Origin of the sequence: Okeania sp. SIO2F4, assembly GCF_010672385.1 — a bacterium.
Classification (GTDB): Bacteria; Cyanobacteriota; Cyanobacteriia; order Cyanobacteriales; family Microcoleaceae; genus Trichodesmium.
The window spans coordinates 1-4,765 of sequence record NZ_JAAHGT010000767.1; the positions used below are offsets into that span (position 1 = coordinate 1).

At 38.5% G+C, this 4,765-nt stretch carries 3 protein-coding genes; all 3 read right to left on the reverse strand.

Annotation, left to right across the window (positions count from 1 at the left end; all coding sequences use genetic code 11):
• Positions 1 to 10: 10 nt before the first annotated feature.
• The 3 genes from F6K22_RS32285 to F6K22_RS32295 all read right to left on the reverse strand — a co-directional run bounded on the left by F6K22_RS32285 (position 11) and on the right by F6K22_RS32295 (position 4,421).
• Positions 11 to 1,678, reverse strand: a complete 1,668-nt coding sequence (locus F6K22_RS32285) for a response regulator (RefSeq protein WP_293107729.1) — start codon at positions 1,676 to 1,678, stop codon at positions 11 to 13.
• A gap of 249 nt (positions 1,679 to 1,927) precedes the next feature.
• On the reverse strand, positions 1,928 to 2,308 hold the full coding sequence (locus F6K22_RS32290; protein ID WP_293107732.1) for a response regulator: 381 nt from the start codon (positions 2,306 to 2,308) through the stop codon (positions 1,928 to 1,930).
• Positions 2,301 to 4,421, reverse strand: a complete 2,121-nt coding sequence (locus tag F6K22_RS32295; RefSeq protein WP_293107735.1) for an ATP-binding protein — start codon at positions 4,419 to 4,421, stop codon at positions 2,301 to 2,303. The genes F6K22_RS32290 and F6K22_RS32295 overlap by 8 nt, the downstream gene beginning before the upstream one ends.
• Between the last annotated feature and the right edge of the window lie 344 nt (positions 4,422 to 4,765).

A 4,765-nucleotide genomic window follows, 5' to 3' on the forward strand; every position in this document is an offset into this window, starting at 1 on the left:
CTTGACATAATTAAATCCCACTCCAATGAGGCATTTCAATATCTAGTATCAGTAGATCGGGTTTAACAGCTTGGAGTACATCCCAGAATTGACGAGGATCGCCCAGAGTAGTAAGCTTGAATCCCCAAGGTTCCAGTAAATCTGGTAAGGCTTGTAAAAATTCTACATCGTCGTCCACGATCATTACTTTTTTGCCCCAAGAAGAACTTTCTAGAACTTGTTGGCAAAAAGCAACTACTTGAGCAGGAAGAAGTGGTTGTTTTAGGTAAAAAGCTCCTCCATGTCGGGCTACAAGTAGACGGTCTCTAAAATGATCGCGATCGGCAATAATAATAACTGGGATAGATGGCACCAGTAAATTGAATTCGGCAATTAAGGATAAACGCTCCTCTAAATCTTTGTCATTAGTGTTCGCTCCAACCAAAGATAATCGGAGGAGAACAATATTGGGAAGTAGACGGTCTTGTAACCCTTCGAGCCAACTTATAGCTAGCTCTGGAGTAGGCACAACAACTATTTGGATTCCTTCAGAAAGCGCTTTTTCGCTCAAAAGTTCAGTAAAATTTCGGTCGTCGTCAATAACTAACAATAAAGGACAATGTTTAGTCAGTCGGCCAGATATTTTATTAGAGGGATTATCTTCTATAGCTAGTTGTACAACTAAATCATTGAAAATAGTTTCAAATCTTAGTAGTTTTCCTTTTTTTTCCCGTACAGTTTTTTCTAGGAGTTGTTCTAGTTCCCTGGCAAGCTGAGAGCATTCATCAAAGCCAAAAATGCCCAAAGTTCCTGCTAAATTATGAGCACTTAATCTCGCTTCTTCTCGTTTATTGGGGCTGAGGTAACCAATTTTCAAACCCTCAAGAGCTTCTTCTAAAGTAGTTAATTGTTGATGACACTTGTTTCTATATTTATTCCAGGCTGCACTCAATGCTGCTAGATGTCGTGCTTGCTTATCAGCTTTATCTTCAGGTTGGGTAGGTAAAAAATTTTTCTCCGACTTGTTATATTGGGGTAGAGGTTTTAAACCATATCCTCGTCCTCTTAATGTTGCGATCGGATCTTCAGGTAAACCAGCTTGTTTTAATTTTTTTCGCAAGTTTCTCAGATGGGAGCGAACAGTTGCTTCAGAAATATATTCTACCGATGGCCACAAACTCTCTAGAATATCTTCGATGCCAAAAACTTCTTGGCTATGGCGCATGAATAACTCTAGTAACTGATATTCTTTAGCCGTTAGTAAGATCGAATTTCCTTGATAGATAACTTGACAATTAGAAGGATTGAGTTGTAAGTCTCCCCAATTTAATAAGGGAGAATGAGGGTTAGAGCGACGCAACAAAGCTCGTATGCGAGCAGCTAATTCTTCAACATCAAAAGGCTTACAGAGATAATCATCTGCTCCAGCATCAAGTGCTTGAATTTTTTCGGGGCTGCTATTGCGGACTGTTAGTAAGAGGATTGGCATATGATAGCCATGGTTGCGGAAACGCTGACATAAACTAAGCCCATCAAGTTTAGGTAAAGACCAATCAAGGATAATCAGATCGTAAGGATAAGTCGAACCATAAATCCATCCTTGTTCTCCATCGGTAACAGCATCAAGTGCATAATTTTTGAGAGTTCTTTGGAGTAGATCGATTAAAATTTCCTCATCATCAACAATTAATAGTCTCATACATCCTTACTTAATAGACATCTCCAAAAATTAAAAATAGAATCAATTCTTATCCATAAATTATCAATTACTTTTTCCTGTTCCCTGTTCCTTGTTCCCTATTTTCTGGAGAGGTTTAATACCTCGCCTTTTAAGGTGAAATATTTTTGGAGGGTTGCTCTAATCCCCGTTACAAAAATAACTTCTGTACGGGCGATTCGCGAATCGCCCCTACTGACTTCTGACTTCGTTAAGACTGGAGCAGGCTAATTACAATTCCCATTCCAGTATTTTGGCAATGCGACTTGCTAGAGTCATGGAGTTAAAAGGCTTGGTAATTACATCAGCAACTCCTATATTTTGAAACTGGTTTTTATCTACAGCTTGGATTTTAGCCGTCAGAAAAATTACGGGAATCGATTGAGTGTGGGAATTAGCTTTTAACTTCAACAAGGTAGAAATCCCATCCATATCCGGCATCATCACATCAAGAAGAATGGCATCTGGCTGTCGGAGTTTGGCTAGCTCTATTCCTTCTAAACCAGAGGAAGCAAGGGAAACTTCCCAACCACATTCAATCTCAATTCCAACTTGTACTACTTCCTGAATTGTTTCTTCATCGTCAATTAGTAAAATATGTTTATCATTCATAGAAACCTCCGCTCTCTTCTATAACTAAAGGTAGAGTGAAATAAAAAGTACTACCTTTTCCCAAACAACTTTCGGCCCAAATTTTCCCACCGTGTTCTTCAATTATTTGACGACAAATGGTTAGTCCCAAACCTGTTCCTCCTTTTTTGCGAGAATCAGAAGAATCAACTTGCTGAAAACGCTCGAAGATAGTTTCTAGTCGATCTGCTGGAATACCTTGTCCTTCGTCTTTGACTTCAAAGGTTACATAAGAAATTTGTTTTTCCCTGCCATTGCTATCTTGTGGCGATTCCATTTTTGCCGACAAGAAAACAGTGCTGTTTGGAGGAGAAAACTTAATCGCATTACTCAATAGATTAGTGAGAGTTTGAACAATATAGTCACGATCGGCCCAAACTTGAAAAGCAACAGATTTACTGAACAGGTTAACCTCGTAGTCTTGAGCAATCCCTTGCATAGTTTGGCAAGCTTCAATCATTAATTCCATTGCTTGGCAACCTTTTTTGTTCATTTTGACTTTGCCGGATTGAATCCGCTGTAAGTCTAGGACATTGTTCACTAAGCGCACCAGGCGATCTGTTTGTTCGTCAGCTATCCTCAGCATCCGTTGTCCTTTAGTAGAGAGATTTCCGAGTCTTCCTGTTGCGAGAATTTTCAAGGAACTGTGAATGGAGGTTAATGGGGTGCGTAATTCATGGCTAACGACGGAAATAAATTCGTCTTTCATCCGTTCAATGGCTATGCGATCGCTAATATCACTGATGAGTGAAAAAAATCCTTTTACTGTATCTTTTTCGTGTTTTTCAATGTGGGGAATGTAGCTAACGTTAACAGTGTGGAGATTTTCGTCTTGAAAGGTAGTCTCATTTTCGTAAGTTACCATTTTCCCCGATAGTGCCATTTCTATATATTCTTGAATTTTGTGGTATTCCTGTTTCCCATGAACTTCCTGAATATGAGAGCCATAAATCTTAGTGGGAGACAATCCTAACCAGGTTTGGTAAGCTTTGTTGTTGAAGCGATAACATTGCTGTTTATCCACATAGGCAATTAAAACTGGTAGTCCATTGGCGATGAGACGGAGCTTTTCTTCGCTGCGACGCAAAGCGGCTTCGGCTGACCTGCGATCGTTAATTTCTTGTTGGAGACTGGTGTTAGCTTGTCTTAATTTAGTTGTGCGTTCGGCGACAAGTCCTTCTAGATTTTCTCGTAATTCTGCTTGGGATAAAGCAATCCCGATTTGAGCAGCTAATTGTTGCATCATCTCTAACTCAAAGTCCTTCCACTGTCGCGTTGTTTGACATTGATGGGCAATTAACAAACCCCATAGTTGATTGGGAACTTTTACTTCATCAGTTACCGACTTGAGGTTTTGGATGATTGGCACTACTAACTTAGCTTTCACCATCCATTCATCCATAAATTCAACTAAGCATTCAGTCAAATTAGCCTCGATACTGTGTACCTCAGAGATAGCTTGAACTCTTCCTCCTGCGTAAAGTTCTCGATATTCTTCAGGAAAGACTTCTTCGGGAAACTCTATAGCTAGAATCGGCGGAACATTGGGTAATACAGCTTCGCTAATAGTCACTCCAGTTCCATTGGACAAAACCTGATAAATTAGCACCCGATCGGCTTGAAGAATTCTTTGCACTTCGGTAACGGCAGTTTGTAGAATTTCTTTTAGTTGCAGGGATTGACTAATTTTGAGGGTAACTTCCGAAAATAACTTTACTCTTTGATGTTGGTGGTGAAGTTCTTCAGATGCTTGTTTTAGTTTGGTGACATCTCTGAGCATCAACAATTTATAATTGGGTAATAAATCCTTGACTAGCCTACACTCTAGGGTTTTTATCTCTCCATTAGGATATTTTATTTGAATTTCTTTACTCTTGGCTTCCTCTTGTCCTTCAAGGGAATCAAGTAAAAAGTTAAATATAGATTGCCCGATCGCTTCATCTGTGGTGAAACCGAATAAGTTCCAAGCAGATAAATTAACTTCTAGCAAACTATTTTGAGAATCGGCAATGAGAATGGCATCAAAGGAGTGTTCCAATATAGCTTGGAATAATAATTTCTCTACGGGAAATTTTCCTTCTAGATCCATAATCATAATGAGAAAATTTAATTAAGCTTCATTTTTGTTAATTCATCTTAGCTCAAATTCTACTTTCTTAGCGCTAATTTGTAAAGTAAATATTAAGAATCTTAATCCCATATAAAATGTCAATAGTCAAGATTCAGCAGCCCATAGTCAGTAGGACAAGTTCCTATATCAAGACTTTTGAAAATTAGATAATATTAGGATTTTATATTTAAGTCTTTTCTAGACAGGAATTGCAGAGACACTATATACAGCGTTATACAACTTTCAAAAACCATAACGTTATAGATATGTAGTGTTTACAACTCAAAAATGCCTAAGTCCTGATAGATTTGCTTTTCATACTAAAAACA

Bases quoted from the DNA above. Each gene is read 5' to 3' on its own strand.
- F6K22_RS32290 (WP_293107732.1), bottom strand. From the start codon at position 2,308: ATGAATGATAAACATATTTTACTAATTGACGATGAAGAAACAATTCAG.
- F6K22_RS32285 (WP_293107729.1), bottom strand. From the start codon at position 1,678: ATGAGACTATTAATTGTTGATGATGAGGAAATTTTAATCGATCTACTC.
- F6K22_RS32295 (WP_293107735.1), bottom strand. From the start codon at position 4,421: ATGATTATGGATCTAGAAGGAAAATTTCCCGTAGAGAAATTATTATTC.